This window comes from Streptomyces sp. NPDC059248, assembly GCF_042753905.1.
Taxonomy (GTDB): domain Bacteria; phylum Actinomycetota; class Actinomycetes; order Streptomycetales; family Streptomycetaceae; genus Streptomyces.
On the sequence record NZ_JBHYZV010000009.1, the window covers coordinates 61,955 to 77,905 of the forward strand.

The following is a 15,951-nucleotide window of genomic DNA, read 5'->3' on the forward strand; positions in this document are numbered from 1 at the left end:
CCGGTTGTCAGGACAAAGCCTTGACAGCGTCCGCGGCCGGGCCCCATTTTTGGCGCATGCGCATCGGACTCATCGGTACCGGACGTATCGGCGCCTTCCACGCGGCGGCGCTCGGCCGCCACCCGGAGGTCGGCTCCCTGGTCGTGGCGGATACGGACGCCGCACGGGCGGCGTCCGTGGCGCAGCGGGTGGGCGCGACGGCGGCGCCGAGCCCGCACGAGATCTTCACCTGGGGCGTGGACGCGGTGGTGATCGCCTCGGCGACCGCGTCGCACGCGGAGCTGATCGGCCGGGCGGCCCGGGCGGGGCTCCCGGCGTTCTGCGAGAAGCCGATCGCCGTCGACCTGCCGGGCACGGTCCGGGCCCTGCGCGATGTGGCCGCGGCCGGTACCGAGCTGCAGCTGGGCTTTATGCGGCGCTTCGACGCGGGGTACGCGGCGGCGCGGGAGCGGGTGCGATCGGGAGGGCTGGGGCGGCTGCACACGGTCCGGACGGCGTCCTCCGACCCGGCGCCGCCGCCCGCCGGATATCTGCCGCTCTCCGGCGGCCTGTACCGGGACTGTCTGGTTCACGACTTCGACATCGTCCGATGGGTGACGGGTCGGGAGATCACCGAGGTGTACGCGACCGGGTCCGACGCCGGGCCCGCGATGTTCCGCGACGCGGGGGACGTCGCCACGGCGGCGGTGGTGCTCACGCTGGACGACGGGACTTTGGCGACGGCGACGGCGACGCGGATCAACGGCGCCGGGTACGACGTACGGATGGAGCTGGCGGGCGAGCTGGACCAGATCGTGGTCGGCGTCTCCGGCCGTACGCCCCTGACCTCGGTGGAGCCGGGCGCCCCCGGCCGCCCCGAGGAGCCCTGGCCGGGCTTCCTGGAGCGGTTCGCCCCCGCGTACGAGGCGGAGCTGGACGCGTTCCTCCGCCTCGCGCGGGGCGAGGCGGAGAACCCGTGCGACGGCCGGGAGGCCCTGGAGGCGCTCCGGGTCGCTGAGGCCTGCGAGCGCTCACGCCGCGAGGGAAGGCGGGTTCCCCTCTCGGAGATCCCGTCGCTGACGTAGCCGGCCGGGTCGGCCGAGGTCTCCTCGCCCGGAGTTCGTGTGCGGCTCTCGTCGTGGTCGGCGAACCACCCGCGGGTCGGTGGTCCCCATCCGCCCGGTCTACGCGGCACCCTCCGGATCGTCGCCGTCGAGGAGTCCCGCGTCGTGGGCGAGGAGCGCGATCTGGACACGGTTGTTGAAGCCGAGTTTGGCCAGGATCCGCGATACATGGGTCTTGACGGTGGGGACGCTCATATACAGGGCCGCGGCGATCTCCGCGTTGGACCGGCCGCGGCCGACACCGACGGCGACCTCCCGTTCCCGGTCGGCCAGCAGGCCCGCCCCGGCGAGCGCGGCGGCGCGGCGCGTATCGCCGCCGGACGCGGCCGCGGTACCGGCGACATGGCTCATCAACTGGCGGGTCACGGCGGGCGAGAGCACCGGTTCGCCCGCGGCGACCCGGCGTACGGCGGCGACGATCTCGACCGGCGGGGTGTCCTTGAGGACGAACCCGGCGGCTCCCGCGCGCAGCGCCCGCAGGACCTGCTCGTCGGCGTGGAAGGTGGTGAGGACGACGACTTCGGGGGCGCCGGGGCGGCGGCGCAGTTCCTCGGTGGCGGTGAGTCCGTCGACGCCGGGCATCCGGATGTCCATCAGCACGACGTCGGGCGCGAGCCGTTCGACGAGCGCCGGGACTTCGGCGCCGTCTGCAGCCTCGCCGACGATCCGCAGGTCGTCGGCGCCGCCGAGCATCAGGGACAGTCCGGCACGGACCAGGGGGTCGTCGTCGACGACGAGCAGTCGGATGGTCATGCCGCCCACGGTAGCCAGGCCCGGACGTGGAATCCGCCGTCGCCCGTCTTCCCGTGCTCCAGGCTGCCCCCGGCGAGGGTGGCGCGTTCGGAGAGCCCGATGAGGCCCTGCCCGGAGCCGGGGACGGGGGTGACGGTCCGGCCGGGTGCGGGGTTGTCGACCGAGACGACGACCCCGTCGCCGGGGGCGCCGGTCACAGCGAGGGTGACCTCGGCGCCCGGCGCGTGCTTGCGGGCGTTGGTGAGGCCCTCCTGCGCGATGCGGTAGACGGTACGGCCGAGGGCCGCGGGTACCCGCGCCGGTTCCTCGATGCCGTTGTCGAGCCGGACGGCCATTCCGGCGTCGCGGGATTCGGCGACCAGGGTGTCGAGGGTGGCGAGCGTCGGCTGCGGCCGGTCGCCCGGTTCGCCGTCGCCGGGGGCGCGCAGTACCCCGATGATCTGCCGGAGGTCCTGGAGGGCGTCGTGGGCGGAGTCCCGGATCACCCCGGCCGCGCGGGCGACCTCGGCGGGTGGCGCGTCGGGCCGGAACTCCAGGGCTCCCGCGTGGACGCTGAGGAGGGTGAGCCGGTGGGCGAGTACGTCGTGCATCTCCCGGGCGATGGCCTCCCGGGCGAGCCGCTGTGCCTGCTGGGCCCGCAGCTCGGCCTCGGTCTCGGCGCGCCGGGCGCGTTCGCGCAGGGCGACGTAGAGCTGGCGCTGGGAGCGGACCAGCATGCCCCAGCCGGTGACCAGCAGGACGACGACGATTCCGCCGATGATCGAGGCGAGGAGGGTGGTGGTCGGGTCGGGCCGGACCAGGGGCTGCACCAGGCCGAGGACGAGCCCCATGGCGCCGACGACGGCGACCGTACGGAACGGCCGGTGCACGGCGAGGCTGAAGAGCGCGACGAGCAGGGCGCCGGCCGCGGCCGGGGAGAACACGCTCAGCAGGCACAGGGCGACGGCGAGATGGACGGGCCGGCGGCGGCGCAGCCAGACCGAGCAGCAGGCGACGAGACCGGCCGCCTCGTCGAAGTGGACGACACCGGCCCCGGCGCCGTTGATCTCGGCGCTCTGGTCGATGACCACCAGGGCCATCAGCACGGCGAAGAGGAAGGCGGCGAGGTCGACGAGCCAGTCGCGTACGGTACGCCGCGGCCGCCCTCGGGCGGTGGTCCGTACGGGCCGCCCGCCCGCCGGTTCCGGGTCGTACAGCTCCGGGTCCGCGACCATGGCCGACGGCAGCAGCCAGGAGTATTCCGTACGGGTCATACGACCACGTTACGCAGGGGGAACGCGGGCCGCTGCCGGTTGCGGGCGGGGCGCTACCAAAGTCGGGCGACCGAAGACTTTCGGCTACGCCCCGGGGCCCGACGGCCGACGCGCGCGCACGGCGCGCGGCGCCAGCATCGGTGTCATGAGGAAGTTGCTGGAGTCCGCGGGCGGACTGCTGATGTTGGTGGGGGTCGCCGGGGCGATCCGGGAGCTGACGGGCTGGTTCCCGTTCCTGGGGGGCGCCGACAAGCTCCTGGAACAGGTGCCGTACCTCGACGACCAGGCGCTGTTCACCTATGTCGTGGTCGCCGTGGTGGGCTTTGTACTGGTCATGATCGCGGAAGCGGAGCCGGGGCGCCGGTGAGGATCCCGGCGGCCCGGCCCCGTGGCGGGGGCGCGTGCCGACCGCCGTCGCGCTCGTCGGCGGGCGCGGCGGGAGGGGTCAGACCCGCGCGTACGGCGGCGCCGGGCGGGGGCCGCTGCCCTCCCGCGCCGCCGTCCACTTGTCGTGCAGCCACATCCGGGTGGCCCGCCGGTTCCCGGCGGCGTCCCAGCGGATATCGCGTTCGTACGTGACGACCTCGCCCCGGTCGTCGACGATCACCCAGGTGTAGAGCCCGTTCTCGTGCCGGCTCTTGACCTTGGCGCCGCTGACGGTGTGCCGGGCTCCGGCCCGGTCGCGTACCTCCTCGTCGTGCCGGTCGACCCATTGCACGGAGAGCCCCGCCGAGTGCTCGGGGACGAAGCGCCCCATCCAGGCGAAGGCCGCCTTCTCCGCCGCCTCGTCGGAGGGCAGGGGCAGGGCTGTCGCGTCGGCGGTCATCCGGGTGTAGCCGAGCAGGGTGCCTTCGCCGTCCAGCACGGTGGTGATGTGTTCGCCGCCGAGGGTGCGCCCGGTCCCCCGCTCGTAGCGGACGACCGTCACCGGCCGGTTGTCGTGCCGCTCCGCGCGGACCTGGACCGGGCGCCAGCCGGCCGGGAGCGGGAGCCCGGCGGCCGTCAGGGACTCCCGGGACCGCCGGGTGGCGGATCGCTCGTCATCGCCGCCCGGCGGCAGGGGCCTCACCTGTTTGTTCTCCTGTTCCGTCGTCTGGAGGGTCCCCGGCCCGCCGTTCACAGGACCGGCGGTCGGGGCGGCGGCCGTCGCGCCGGGGGACGTATCGTCGCCGGTGGCGTCGATCAGCAGGGCCGTACCCAGCAGGCAGGCTCCGCCGAGGGCCAGGGCGGGGATCAGGACGCGGGATCGCATGGTCGTGTCGTTCCTTTCCTACGGTGGCGTTCTTCCGTGCGGTGATCAGGTGCTGTCCGGCGGCCGCCAGCGCCGCACCCGTGTACAGGGCCCCGGCGACCAGGGCGGAGACGGTCGCGAAGCCGCCGCCGACGGAGGTCGCCAGCTGCGGGCCGAGGCCGGCGCCGGTGAAGAGGACGAAGGTGTAGAGCGCCACCGCAGCGCCGCGGGCCGGGCCCGCGGCGGATCCGATGACCTCGACGAAGGCCGGGGCGGCGACCGCGACTCCGAGCGCGAAGACGAACAGCAGGGCTCCGAGCGCCACCGGGCCGAGGCCGCCGCCGGCGGTGAGCAGGGCCGTCGCTCCGCTCACGGTGCCCGCCAGGAACAGGGCCCCGACCACCCGGTGGGCGGCGGGCACCCGGACGAGGAGGGGGGTCGCCAGGGGTACCAGCACCATGGCGGGCAGCGCGGCGGCCCGCAGGAGCAGCATGGTGCCGGGCCGGTCGGCCGATACGGCGGGGCCCGCCGACGGGAGTCCGGCGTAGAGGGCGACGAAGCCGCCGAGCAGGGTGGCCGTGGCGAGCAGGAAGAGGACCGTGGAGGGGCGGGTGAGCAGCCGGCCCATGGCCCGGTAGGCGTCCGGGGCGGAGACAGCGGCGGTGCTCCCGTCGGACGGGAGCACGGTACGCAGCAGTACGGCTCCACCGGCCATGGCCGCGGCGCAGACCAGGAAGACGGCCCGCCAGGTCCAGATCTCGGCCACGGCGTGCGAGAGCACCTGGCCGATGACGCCCGCCGCGAGGAACGAACTGGTCAGCCAGGTCATGGCGGTGACGCGGCGGGCCGGTTCGATCCGTTCGGCGAGACAGGCGAAGGCGGCGGGCGCGAAGGTGGACGCCGCCAGGCCCTGCGCGGCGCGGACGGCGCAGCCCGTCACCAGGTCGGGCGCCGTCGTGACGACGGCCGTGGCGATCGCCGTGAGCACCAGGCCGCCGACGATGATCCGGCGGCGGCCGTACCGGTCCGAGAGGGGGCCGGAGACCAGGAACCCCGCGGCGTAGCCGAAGCCGAAGGCGGTGGTGGCCCAGCCGGCCGCCGATGTGGTCGTGGACCAGGAGTCGGCGAGGTCGTCGAGGACCGGGAGCGGGGTGTAGAGCTGCCCGACGACCAGGATGCCCACGGCGCACAGGGCGAAAACGGTCCGCCCGAAGGGGGCGGTCCCGGGTCCGGCCGGAGTCGGGGTTTCGGCCCGACGGGCGTGCTGTGAGGGGCAGTTGGCGTCGGAGGTCATGCGCCACATCAGACCAACCAACTAGTTGGATGTCAAGGCGGATCCAACTGTCCGGTTGGATAAGGTGGGGTCATGGTGAGAGATACAGCCGCGACGAAGCAGAAGCTCCTGCGGGCGGCACGGCGGGAGTTCGCGGCCCTGGGGGTGGCGGGGGCCCGGGTCGACCGCATCGCGGAGCTGGCCGGGGTCAACAAGGAGCGGCTGTACGGCCACTTCGGCAGCAAGGAGGGCCTGTTCGCGGCGGTGGTGAGCGCCGCGATGGACGAACTCACCGAGGAGGTGGGCGAACCGGGCGAGGACGTCGCGGCCTGGGTGGGGTCGGTGTACGACTTCCACCGTGAGCGTCCCGAGCTGCTGCGGCTGCTGCTGTGGGAGGCGCTGAGCCGCGACGGGGACGAACTCCCGGGCGAGCAGGGGCGCGCCGACCGCTACGCCCGCAAGGTCGACGCCCTGTCGGAGCGGCTCGGGGTCGAGCCCGGCCCCCGTACGGCCGTCGCGCTGCTGTCCCTGATCGGCCTGGCGGCGTGGCCGAACTCGGTGCCCCAGCTCACCCGTCTGATCGTCGGCCCCCACCTGGGGACGGACGATACGTCCGACGTGGTCCGCAGCGCGGTGGTGGAGCTGGCGTCGGGCCTGGTGAAGGGGGTACGAGAGACGGGGACGGCCGGGTAGCACCCGCACCGCCGAGGGCCCGTTACGCGCCCCCGCACTCCGGACGTTCCGGGCCCCGGTTGGGGCATCTTCGCGCCATGGCGCCGCCCGGCGCACGGGGCGAACCCCCGGACACGGCCCGGGGGTTCCGGATCAGCCGCCCAGTTCGCGGTGGCGCGCGTTCAGCCGGGCCGCGCCTTCGCCCGTGAGGGAGCCGAAGAGGCGGAGCCGGGAGATCCCGCCGTCGGGGTAGATGTCGATCCGGACCTCCCGCGCGGTCACCGGCGCGTCCAGCACGATCCGGTGATCGGTGTCCGGCTGGAGCCGGGTCCTGGGCACGATCTCCGTCCACGCCCCCTCCCCCTCCGTACCGCTGTCGCGTACGGAGAGCGCGGCCCAGCCCGCACTGTTGCCCTTGAGGTACGCGGTGTCGATCTCGATCGCGCGGATATCGGCCTGCTCGACGAGCCGGTAGCGGATCCAGTCGTTGCCGTGGTCGCGACGGCGCCGGGTCTCCCAGCCGTCGTCCATCTTGCGGGAGCGGCCCGGCTGGATGGTGTGGGTGGCCGGTGAGTAGAAGCGGTCGGACGCGTCCTCGACCCGGCCGCCGTTCTCCAGCGCCGCGAGGTCGAAGGTGCCCAGGACGCCCAGCCACGCGGGGTCGGGCGCGATCTCCCCGTACACCCGCAGCCGGGCGATCCCGCCGTCCGGGTGCTGCTTGAGCCGGAGATGGGTGAAGCGCCGCTCGGCACGGACGGTGAAGCCGTTGGCCGCGTGGCCGCCGATGTCCGTCCGGCGGACGAGGGACGTCCAGGCGACGTCGTCCGCGAGCAGCTCCTCCGGCGACGGGCTGCCGGGCAGGGCCGTCGCCTCGACGGAGACGGCCCGCGGGTAGTTGCCCCGGAAGTGGGCGGTGTCGACGACGACGCCGCGAATGATTCCGGGGGCGCCGAGGCGGATCAGGGCCCAGTCGTGGTCCTCGTCCGCCGGGTGCGGCAGTTCGGCGGAGACGCCCCGGCGGCGGCGGGTCTCCCAGCCGTCCATGACCTTGCCTTTGTGCCCGAAGTGCTCGGGGTCGAAGACGGCGGGCGCGGGGACGAGCAGGTTCTCCCGATGGGCGAAGAACTCGTCGTTGGCGGCGATCACGGCCCCGCCCAGGCGCCGGTCGGCGAGGTCGGGGTGGTGGGTGAAGGGGAAGTCGGCGGTGCGGTAGTCGGCGTAGGGGTCGCCGCCGCCGTAGGGGCGGGCGTCACCGGTGAAGGACGGAAAGGCGCGGGTGTCAGGGGTCTCGGCGGTCGTCTCGGTCGGGGACATGTTCAGTTGTTCCTTTCGAGGAGGCGGCCGGTGGGTCCGGCCGGGGTTCCGTCCGTCGCGATCCGCGCCCCGCGCAGCCAGGTGGAGCGGACGACCCCGCCGAGGGTCCGGCCCGCGTAGGCGGTCACCGGGTTGCGGTGGTGGAGCCGGGCCGGGTCGACGGTGAAGGTCTCGTCGGTCGCCAGGACCGCGAAGTCGGCGTCGCGCCCCGGCTCGATCGCGCCCTTGCGGTCGAGCCCGGCGAGCAGCGCGGGGCCCGCGGCCATCCAGCGGGCCACGTCGTCGATGCCGTGGCCGCGCCGCCGGGCCTCGGTCCATACGGCGGAGAGTCCCAGCTGGAGCGATGAGATACCGCCCCAGGCGGAGCCGAAGTCGGCGGTCTTGAGGTCGCCAGTACAGGGCGAGTGGTCGGAGACGACGCAGTCGATCGTCCCGTCGGCGAGCCCGGCCCAGAGGGCGTCCTGGTTGGCGGCCTCCCGGATCGGCGGGCAGCATTTGAACTCCGTGGCGCCGTCGGGGACTTCCTCGGCGGTGAGGGTGAGGAAGTGCGGACAGGTCTCGGCGGTGATCCGTACGCCGTCCGCTTTGGCGCGGGCGATCAGCGGCAGGGCGTCGGCGGACGACAGATGCAGTACGTGGACACGGGGCGCGCGGTCACCGAGTTCGCGGGCGAGCGCGACGAGGGTCTCGACGGCCGCGTTCTCGGCGGCCCGGGGGCGGGAGGCGAGGAAGTCGGTGTACCGGCCGCCGGACGGTCCTTCCGCCAGCTCCCGGGGGTCTTCGGCGTGCACGATCAGCAGCCCGCCGAAGCCGCCGATCGCGGCCATGGCCCGGGCCAGCCGCTCCCGGTCCAGTTCGGGGAACTCCTCCACCCCGGACGGCGAGAGGAAGCATTTGAAGCCGAAGACCCCGGCGTCGTGCAGGGGCCGCAGATCGGCGGTGTTGCCGGGGATCGCGCCGCCCCAGAAGCCGGTGTCCACATGGACGGCGGGCCGGGCCACGGCCTGCTTGACCCGCAGATGCTCCACGGTGGTGGTGGGCGGCCGGGAGTTCAGCGGCATATCGATCAGGGTCGTGACACCCCCCGCGGCGGCGGCCCGGGTGGCGGCCCTGAAGCCCTCCCACTCGGTGCGCCCCGGGTCGTTCACATGGACGTGGGTATCGACCAGACCCGGCAGTACGGCGTCGTCGCCGACGTCCTCCAGCGGGATGTCCGGCGGTGGGACGGTGTCGTACGGCAGCACCCCGGCGATCCTGCCGCCGGCGACGGTGACGAGGGCGGGCCGGATGCCCTCGGGGGTCACCACCCGGGTCGAGCGCAGCGCCAGCCGGGCACCCGGCGCCGTACCCGTATCCACCGCTTCCGCCGCTTCCACCGATTCCGCCATCGGCCACTCCGCCCGTCCAGAGACTTCAACGAATTGTTGAATAGCTGTGGGAGGCATCCTCGTCACACCGACCGGCGCCGTCAAGGGTTGGATTTTTCCGTAAAATGGAAGGAGAATACCGCCAGGCAGAATGAGTGGAGGTCGACATCCGCTCCCCGGCAACCGCATCGCACCGGGACGAACACCCCCTGACCGGCGCGGACTCCGGGGCGGGGACGGTGTGCCGACGCCGACCTCCCGGTAGGCTGCACTCTTGTCCGCCCGCCCGAAAGGACCGCCGCCCGTGCCGACGTCCAGTGCCAGCGCCCGCTCCACCGACGCCGCCAAACCGTCGAGCGGCGGGGGTGTGCAGTCCTTGGAGCGCGCCTTCGATCTGCTCGAACGCATGGCCGACGCCGGGGGCGAGGTCGGACTGAGCGAGTTGTCGGGCAGCAGCGGACTGCCGCTGCCCACCATCCACCGGCTGATGCGCACGCTGGTGGCCTGCGGTTACGTCCGTCAGCAGCCCAACCGCCGCTATGCGCTCGGCCCCCGGCTGATCCGGCTCGGCGAGTCCTCGGCCCGGCTGCTCGGCACCTGGGCGCGGCCCTATCTGGCGCGGCTGGTCGACGAGACGGGCGAGACCGCGAATATGGCGCTGCTCGACGGTGACGAGATCGTCTATGTGGCGCAGGTGCCGTCGAAGCACTCGATGCGGATGTTCACCGAGGTGGGACGGCGGGTGCTGCCGCACTCCACCGGGGTCGGCAAGGCGCTGCTCGCCGGATGTCCGGCGGACGAGGTGCGGGCGCTGCTGGCCCGGACCGGGATGCCCGCGGCGACCGAGAAGACGATCACCACTCCCGAGGGCTTCCTCGCCGCTCTGGAGCAGGTCCGCCACAACGGCTACGCCGTCGACGACAACGAGCAGGAGATCGGGGTCCGCTGCCTCGCGGTCCCGGTGCCCGACTCCCCCACGGCGGCGGCCATCTCGATCTCGGGCCCGGCGGGCCGGGTGACGGACGCGGCCACGGAGAAGATCGTGCCGGTCCTCCAGGAAGTGGCCCGGGACCTCTCGGCGGCCCTGGCGAACACCTCGACCGGCTGACGCGCTTCACGACCGACACGCTTCACGACCGACACGCTTCGGGGCGCGGTGCCCGCCACGGCCATCGGCCGACGACGGACACCGCGCCCCGGAGGACAGTCGTGCGCGGCTACGACTTACGACGCGCTCGCGGCCTCGTCGATGAGGTCCACGACCGCCTTCGGCTGGGACGCCAGCGACGCGTGACTGGCGTCGAGTTCGATGACCTTGCGGGGGTTCATCCGGGCGGCCATCCGGCGCTCGTTGTCCGGATGGATCATGCGGTCGTCGGTGGACACCTGGTACCAGACCGGCTTGTTGCGCCAGGCCGGTGCGGTGATGTTGTCGCCGAAGGTGGAGGCCAGCGGCGCCTTCTGGGTGACGGCCATGACCAGCGCGTCGTCCTCGGGCAGATCCTGGCCGAAGCTCCAGTGGAACTTGTCCTGCTTGATCCAGAGGTAGCCGTCGGAGTCCGGCACGAGGTTGTCGAAGGCGGCGGGCGGGTGCTCCTGGCTGATCTGACCGGGGCTCTCACCGGCGTCGGGGGCGAACGCCGCGATGTACACCAGTGCGGTGACATTGGGCAGATCGCCCGCCTCGGTGATGACGGCACCGCCGTAGGAGTGACCCACCAGCACCACGGGCCCGTCCACCTGCCGGACCATCTTCCGGGTGCGCTCGGCGTCCTCCGCGAGGGACGTCAGCGGGTTCTCGACCGCGTAGAGCTTGTCGTACCCTCGGCTCTTCAGTTCCAGGATCGCCTTGCCCCAGTGGGCGGCACCGCCCCAGAAGCCGTGTACCAGAACGATCGTCGGCTTGTCGGCCATGTCCACACCTTCGTATCGGTCGTGTGTCGGTGGACCCCCCTGCCGTTCCACGCTATGACCGGGTACGGACCCCCGCCACCGCAGCCGGAGCCGGGCGGGGCCGGGGCGGCCCGCCCGGGACGGGCGGGCGCCCCGCGGGGCGGGTCACCGCCGGCGCGGCACCTCGCCGAACATGTCCACGGCGTTGCGCACCCCGAGCACTCCGGGGGCGAGCGCGCTGACCGAGCCGATGGCCCCGGCGATCAGCAGCAGGGCCCGGCGCATCCGGGCGATATCGGGATCGCCCCGGGCCGCCATCTCCGCCAGTACGCCCAGCTCCTCCTCGGCAACGTCCCGATCGGAGAAGCGACCCGGGTGGGCCGCCAGTTCCCGGCGGAGCCGGGAGACCGCGGCACGCAACCCGGTCACCCTCGGGTCCTCACCACTGTCCGTCACCTGCGCCTGCCCCACGCTCCGCAAGAGACCTCAACCCCCCTCGCCGGCAACCGGATGCTTCGACACTCTGGGTCGATATTCAACCACCCTGAGTTGCGGGTCAGTTAACGCCATCCGGGGCGGTGTGCGCCACTCCACGGACCGAATTCGGCCCGGATGCAGGCAGGATTCAGGCCGTTTTCAGGATGTCGGCTGGACGGGCTCCACGGCGCTGAGCCAGGTGGTCACATCGACCGTGACAAACCTGCTCGGATCCGAATCGGGGGATTTCCCCTGGTAGGTGACGACGCCGACATGACCGGAGTCGGTCAGCACACAGAACACGGAGCCCTTGGAGATCCCGTCGAGGTTCAGTTTCTGGGCATAGCGGGTCTCCGTCCGGCAGGTGGCCAGATCCGGCTTCTGTCCGCTGCGCAGGAGAATCAGGCGTCCGTCGCGTACCTCTAGTTGACCCAGGTTCCAGTCGTAGTAGACGTCCTGGTTGGTGGAGTCGTCCTTGACGGGCTTGAGCGGGTCGTCGCCGAAGGTCAGGTGGTATCCGCTGACGAGGTTGATACCGCGGTACTCACGGGGTTCCGGGTCGTCGAGCGGCTCGGCGGGGGCAACCGGAGCCGACGAGTCCGGCGCCTCGGCGGTGCCGTCGGCGGCCGGGTCGTCCACCGGCGGCCCGGCCGGTTCCCGGGCGGCCGGCGTGGTGTCCCCGGAGCTCTTCGGGGCGGCGTTGTCCCGGGTCTCCCCGGAGTCGTCGCCGGCGAGCGCGAGATAGGCGCCGCCGCCCGCGAGCCCGCCCACGACCAGGGTCGCGGCCACGGCGACGGCGATGATCCGGCCGCGCCCGCGGCGCTCGGGCCCGGTGGCGGCGGGGCCCGTGGCGGACTCGGGTACGTACGGCGCCGGGGCCTGGGCCCCGTAGGCGGCACCGGGGACCGTGGGCGACGCGGCGGGCGGGGTGGAGCCGTACGCGGCCGGGGGCGGCCCGAAGCCGGGCGGCGGGGTCGCCGGCGCGGACGCCGCGGTCGGCTCGGGCGCCGGGGCACTCACGGGCTGCGGCGGGGCGACCGGCTGCGGCGGGGCCGCGTTCACCGGGGGCGCGGGGTTCACCGGCGGCGCGACGGGCGGCGGCGGTGTCACCGGCGGCGCGGGCGCCGCCTTGCGGGTGCCGATCTCCGCCGCGACCGCGCCCGGCAGCCACTCCTCGGGCCTGCGCAGCACGGTCTCCCCGTTGGCGCTCTGACAGATCGTGAGCACCTCGGCGACGGACGGACGTTCGAGGGGGTCCTTCGCGAGACAGCGGGTGACGAGTTCCACGAGGCGCTCGGGGATCGCCGACAGATCCGGCTCTTCGTGGACGATGCGGTAGAGGACTCCGTGGGAGGTGCCCTCCCCGAAGGCGGCCCGGCCTCCGGCCGCGTACGCCGCGACCAGACCGAGCGCGAAGATGTCGGTGGCGGGTGTGACCGTCGTCCCGGCGGCCTGCTCGGGCGCCATGAACGAGGGGGTGCCGATGGTGACCCCGCTACTGGTGAGCGATGTGGCGTCGGCGGCCCGCGCGATCCCGAAGTCGATGACACGGGGCCCGTCGGCGGCGAGCAGGACGTTCGCGGGCTTGAGGTCGCGGTGGACGATGCCCGCGCCGTGGATGACCTGGAGCGCCTCGGCGATCCCGGCGACCAGCAGCAGCACGGTCTCCACCGGGAGCTTGCCGTGCTCGGCGACGGCGGCGGCGAGGGAGGGCCCGGGGACGTACGCGGTGGCGAGCCACGGCTGCGCGGCCTCCGGGTCGGCGTCGATCACCGGCGCCGTGTACAGCCCCTGCACCCGCTGCGCCGCGTGCACCTCCTGGGCGAAGCGGCGCCGGAACTCGGCGTCCTGCCCGAAGTCGGGGCGGATCACCTTGATGGCGACCGGGCGTCCCCCGGGCGTATAGGAGAGATAGACCTTCCCCATGCCACCGGCGCCGAGCCTGGCGGCGAGCCGATAGCCCGCGACATGGCGCGGATCCCCTTCCCCAAGCGGCTGGAAAACCGTTCCTTCGGGTATGCGCCCACTCATCGTTGTGTGTCCCCCACGAACCACCGCGAACTACGCGCGCGGGCCCGTGAATCGGGCCGCGCACCGGAGGGGTGCACCCTATAACGGGGTGTGCGCGCCGCGATCGGCAGGCATGCGGTAGGCAGGACGTATGAACGGAACGATCCGGAACGAGCGGGACGACCGGCCCGCGGTGGCGGGGCTGCTGCTCGCCGCGGGCGGCGGCCGGCGGCTGGGCGGCCGCCCGAAGGCGTTGCTACGGCACCGGGGCCGCCCGCTCGTGGAACACGCGGCCGACGCGCTGCGCGCGGGCGGCTGCGACCCGGTGCACGTGGTGCTGGGCGCGGCGGGTGAGCGGGTGCGCGCGGAGGCCGATCTGACGGGGTGTGTCCTGGTGGACAACCCCGGCTGGGCGCGGGGCATGGGCTCGTCGCTGCGGGTGGGCCTGGCGTCGCTCGCGGCGGCACCGGCGGTGGACGCGGCGCTGGTGGTCCTGGTGGACCAGCCCGGGATCGGCGCGGCGGCCGTCGCCAGGATCCGGGCGGCCGTCTCCCCGGACGGCCGCGCCCGCGACGCCCTCGTGTCGGCGTCGTACGGCGGCGAGCGGGGCCACCCGGTGCTCTTCGGCGCGGCGCGCTGGCCGGAGATCGCGCGCGGTGCGACGGGCGACCGGGGCGCGCGGGCGTATCTCCTGGCGCACCGGGAGTCGCTCACCCTGGTGGAGTGCGGCGACGTGGCGAACCCCTTCGACATCGACACCCCGGAGGACCTCCCGCGACTCGTCTAGGTTTCCGGGCGGTACGGCGATAAGGGCGCGGCCGGCCCGTGGGCGGGAATCGGCGCCTTGTTCTTCCACGATGAGGAAACTACTATCCATTTCGATCATCCCTCCGCTCGCCGAAGGAAGTGACCGCTCATGTCCGCACCAGCGCCGTCCCCGCTGGCCGTCGTCGCGGCCCAGAACCCGCCCCGGCAGGAGGAGGTGCTCACCGGCGCCGCCCTCGCGTTCCTCGCCGAGCTGCACCGGCGCTTCACCCCGCGCCGGAACGAGTTGCTGGCCCGCCGCGCCGAGCGCCGCGCGGAGATCGCCCGTACATCCACCCTCGACTTCCTCCCCGAGACCGCCGCCGTCCGGGAGGACGATTCATGGCGCGTCGCCCCCGCTCCCCCGGCCCTCGCGGACCGCCGGGTGGAGATCACCGGGCCCACGGACCGGAAGATGACGATCAACGCGCTCAACTCGGGCGCCCGGGTCTGGCTCGCCGATTTCGAGGACGCATCCGCACCGACCTGGGAGAACGTCGTTCTGGGGCAGCTGAATATGAGCGATGCCTACCGGCGCGCGATCGACTTCACGGACGAGCGCTCCGGGAAGACGTACGCCCTGAGGCCGGACGAAGAACTGGCGACGGTCGTGATGCGCCCCCGCGGCTGGCATCTCGCCGAACGCCATCTCGTCGCGGCGGACGGCACCCCGGTCCCCGGCGCGCTCGTCGACTTCGGCCTCTACTTCTTCCACAACGCCCGGCGGCTGATCGACCTCGGCAAGGGGCCGTACTTCTACCTCCCCAAGCTGGAGTCGCATCTGGAGGCCCGGCTCTGGAACGACGTCTTCGTCTTCGCCCAGGAGTATGTGGGCATCCCTCGGGGCACGGTCCGTGCCACGGTCCTGATCGAGACCATCACCGCCGCGTACGAGATGGACGAGATCCTCTACGAGCTGCGCGACCACGCGGCCGGGCTCAACGCGGGTCGCTGGGACTATCTCTTCTCCATCATCAAGAACTTTCGCGACGGCGGCGAGAAGTTCGTACTCCCGGACCGCAACGCGATCACGATGACCGCGCCCTTCATGCGCGCGTACACCGAACTCCTGGTCCGCACCTGCCACCGCCGCGGCGCCCACGCGATCGGCGGCATGGCCGCGTTCATCCCCTCACGGCACGACCCCGAGATCAACAAGGTGGCGTTCGAGAGGGTCAAGGCGGACAAGGACCGGGAGGCCGCGGACGGCTTCGACGGCTCCTGGGTGGCCCACCCCGATCTGGTGCCGGTCGCCATGGCCTCCTTCGACGCGGTCCTGGGTGACCGGCCGAACCAGAAGGACCGGCTGCGGGAGGACGTCTCGGTGGCCGCCGGCGACCTGATCGCCGTCGACTCGCTCGACGCCCGGCCGACGTACGAGGGGCTGCGCAACGCCGTCCAGGTCGGGATCCGCTATATCGAGGCGTGGCTGCGCGGGGTCGGCGCGGTCGCGATCTTCAACCTGATGGAGGACGCCGCCACCGCCGAGATCTCCCGGTCCCAGATCTGGCAGTGGATCGACGCGGGGGTCGTCTTCGAGAACGGCGAGCGGGCCACACCCGAGCTGGCGCGGCGGGTCGCCGCCGACGAACTGGCCGCCGTCCGCGCCGAGCTGGGCGAGGAGACGTTCGCGGCGGGCCACTGGCAGGCGGCGCACGATCTGCTGCTGCGGGTGGCGCTGGACGAGCGGTACGAGGACTTCCTCACGCTGCCCGCGTACGAGCGGCTCACCGGCTGAGGACGACGGTCGGCCGAGGATCACGACCGCCTGAAGATCACGACCGTCTGAGGAACACGACCG

At 73.2% G+C, this 15,951-nt stretch carries 15 protein-coding genes; 6 read left to right on the forward strand and 9 right to left on the reverse strand.

Annotation, left to right across the window (positions count from 1 at the left end; genetic code table 11):
• Positions 1 to 56 precede the first annotated feature (56 nt).
• On the forward strand, positions 57 to 1,064 hold the full coding sequence (locus tag ACFXG1_RS06035) for a Gfo/Idh/MocA family oxidoreductase (RefSeq protein ID WP_384741350.1): 1,008 nt from the start codon (positions 57 to 59) through the stop codon (positions 1,062 to 1,064).
• A gap of 99 nt (positions 1,065 to 1,163) precedes the next feature.
• On the opposite strand, the gene ACFXG1_RS06040 is transcribed toward ACFXG1_RS06035, so the two are convergent.
• On the reverse strand, positions 1,164 to 1,856 hold the full coding sequence (locus tag ACFXG1_RS06040; RefSeq protein ID WP_384741352.1) for a response regulator: 693 nt from the start codon (positions 1,854 to 1,856) through the stop codon (positions 1,164 to 1,166).
• On the reverse strand, positions 1,853 to 3,109 hold the full coding sequence (locus ACFXG1_RS06045) for a sensor histidine kinase (RefSeq protein WP_384721277.1): 1,257 nt from the start codon (positions 3,107 to 3,109) through the stop codon (positions 1,853 to 1,855). Before ACFXG1_RS06045 ends, ACFXG1_RS06040 begins: the two co-directional genes overlap by 4 nt.
• Positions 3,110 to 3,254: 145 nt before the next feature.
• Here ACFXG1_RS06045 and ACFXG1_RS06050 point away from each other — a divergent pair, with 145 nt between their 5' ends.
• Entirely contained in the window at positions 3,255 to 3,476 is a 222-nt protein-coding gene (locus ACFXG1_RS06050; protein ID WP_384721280.1) for a hypothetical protein, read from the forward strand.
• A 78-nt stretch (positions 3,477 to 3,554) separates the two neighbouring features.
• Here the strand turns inward: ACFXG1_RS06050 and ACFXG1_RS06055 are convergent, their stop codons facing one another.
• Both ACFXG1_RS06055 and ACFXG1_RS06060 read right to left on the reverse strand, forming a co-directional pair.
• Positions 3,555 to 4,178, reverse strand: a complete 624-nt coding sequence (locus ACFXG1_RS06055; RefSeq protein ID WP_384721283.1) for a hypothetical protein — start codon at positions 4,176 to 4,178, stop codon at positions 3,555 to 3,557.
• Positions 4,150 to 5,634 carry an MFS transporter gene (locus ACFXG1_RS06060; RefSeq protein ID WP_384741355.1) on the reverse strand — a complete coding sequence of 495 codons (1,485 nt, stop codon included), beginning with the start codon at positions 5,632 to 5,634 and terminating at the stop codon, positions 4,150 to 4,152. Before ACFXG1_RS06060 ends, ACFXG1_RS06055 begins: the two co-directional genes overlap by 29 nt.
• A 72-nt stretch (positions 5,635 to 5,706) precedes the next feature.
• Between ACFXG1_RS06060 and ACFXG1_RS06065 the strand changes: the two genes are divergently transcribed.
• Positions 5,707 to 6,306, forward strand: a complete 600-nt coding sequence (locus ACFXG1_RS06065) for a TetR/AcrR family transcriptional regulator (RefSeq protein WP_384718250.1) — start codon at positions 5,707 to 5,709, stop codon at positions 6,304 to 6,306.
• A 132-nt stretch (positions 6,307 to 6,438) separates the two neighbouring features.
• On the opposite strand, the gene alc is transcribed toward ACFXG1_RS06065, so the two are convergent.
• Positions 6,439 to 7,599 (reverse strand): allantoicase, encoded by a 1,161-nt coding sequence (gene alc / locus ACFXG1_RS06070; RefSeq protein ID WP_384741357.1) that lies wholly within the window; start codon positions 7,597 to 7,599, stop codon positions 6,439 to 6,441.
• Between the two features lie 2 nt (positions 7,600 to 7,601).
• A complete protein-coding gene (gene allB / locus ACFXG1_RS06075) occupies positions 7,602 to 8,987 on the reverse strand; it encodes an allantoinase AllB (RefSeq protein WP_384741359.1) in 1,386 nt (461 codons plus the stop codon).
• Positions 8,988 to 9,270: 283 nt separating this feature from the next.
• Here allB and ACFXG1_RS06080 point away from each other — a divergent pair, with 283 nt between their 5' ends.
• Positions 9,271 to 10,074, forward strand: a complete 804-nt coding sequence (locus ACFXG1_RS06080; RefSeq protein WP_384713123.1) for an IclR family transcriptional regulator — start codon at positions 9,271 to 9,273, stop codon at positions 10,072 to 10,074.
• Positions 10,075 to 10,190: 116 nt separating this feature from the next.
• Here the strand turns inward: ACFXG1_RS06080 and ACFXG1_RS06085 are convergent, their stop codons facing one another.
• The 3 genes from ACFXG1_RS06085 to ACFXG1_RS06095 form a co-directional block, all read right to left on the reverse strand.
• Entirely contained in the window at positions 10,191 to 10,880 is a 690-nt protein-coding gene (locus ACFXG1_RS06085) for an alpha/beta hydrolase (RefSeq protein ID WP_384713126.1), read from the reverse strand.
• A 144-nt stretch (positions 10,881 to 11,024) separates the two neighbouring features.
• Positions 11,025 to 11,288 carry a DUF5955 family protein gene (locus tag ACFXG1_RS06090; RefSeq protein ID WP_384741362.1) on the reverse strand — a complete coding sequence of 88 codons (264 nt, stop codon included), beginning with the start codon at positions 11,286 to 11,288 and terminating at the stop codon, positions 11,025 to 11,027.
• Positions 11,289 to 11,495: 207 nt separating this feature from the next.
• Positions 11,496 to 13,367 carry a protein kinase gene (locus ACFXG1_RS06095; RefSeq protein WP_384741364.1) on the reverse strand — a complete coding sequence of 624 codons (1,872 nt, stop codon included), beginning with the start codon at positions 13,365 to 13,367 and terminating at the stop codon, positions 11,496 to 11,498.
• Between the two features lie 130 nt (positions 13,368 to 13,497).
• Between ACFXG1_RS06095 and ACFXG1_RS06100 the strand changes: the two genes are divergently transcribed.
• Together ACFXG1_RS06100 and aceB are read left to right on the forward strand one after the other, a co-directional pair.
• Positions 13,498 to 14,133 (forward strand): NTP transferase domain-containing protein, encoded by a 636-nt coding sequence (locus tag ACFXG1_RS06100; RefSeq protein WP_384719967.1) that lies wholly within the window; start codon positions 13,498 to 13,500, stop codon positions 14,131 to 14,133.
• 129 nt (positions 14,134 to 14,262) lie between these two features.
• On the forward strand, positions 14,263 to 15,888 hold the full coding sequence (aceB, locus tag ACFXG1_RS06105) for a malate synthase A (protein WP_384719965.1): 1,626 nt from the start codon (positions 14,263 to 14,265) through the stop codon (positions 15,886 to 15,888).
• Positions 15,889 to 15,951 lie beyond the last annotated feature (63 nt).